At 75.6% G+C, this 262-nt stretch carries 1 protein-coding gene; it reads right to left on the bottom strand.

Features of this window, described 5'->3' with window-relative positions:
• Positions 1 to 262: hypothetical protein (locus SB822_RS58195; RefSeq protein WP_410859254.1), on the bottom strand; the 262-nt coding region annotated here is incomplete at both ends.

Below are 262 nucleotides of genomic sequence, written 5' to 3'. Positions count from 1 at the left end.
CAGCCCGCCATCGGGCGCCACCTTCGCGCTGCTGGCGATGCGGTCGCGCTCCACCGCCAGCAGGGCCAGCGAGCGCGGCGGCGCCGGCCATGGACTGCCGCCGGGCGCCGAGCGCCCGCCGTGGCGGGCGGTATCGATCAGCACGCGCCAGTGCTCGTCGTGCATCGGCGGCAGCTGGAAGTCGACCGCGTTGGCGGGATCGGCGTTGAACAGCATCAGCAGGGTGACGTTGGCCGCCACCTGGCGCAGGCCGGTGGCCGGC

The sequence above is a fragment of the Paraburkholderia sp. SIMBA_054 genome (assembly GCF_046534875.1).
Classification (GTDB): Bacteria; Pseudomonadota; Gammaproteobacteria; order Burkholderiales; family Burkholderiaceae; genus Paraburkholderia; species Paraburkholderia hospita.
The sequence above is the reverse complement of the archived record's forward strand: the minus strand, read 5'-3'. Positions and strand labels throughout refer to the sequence as shown.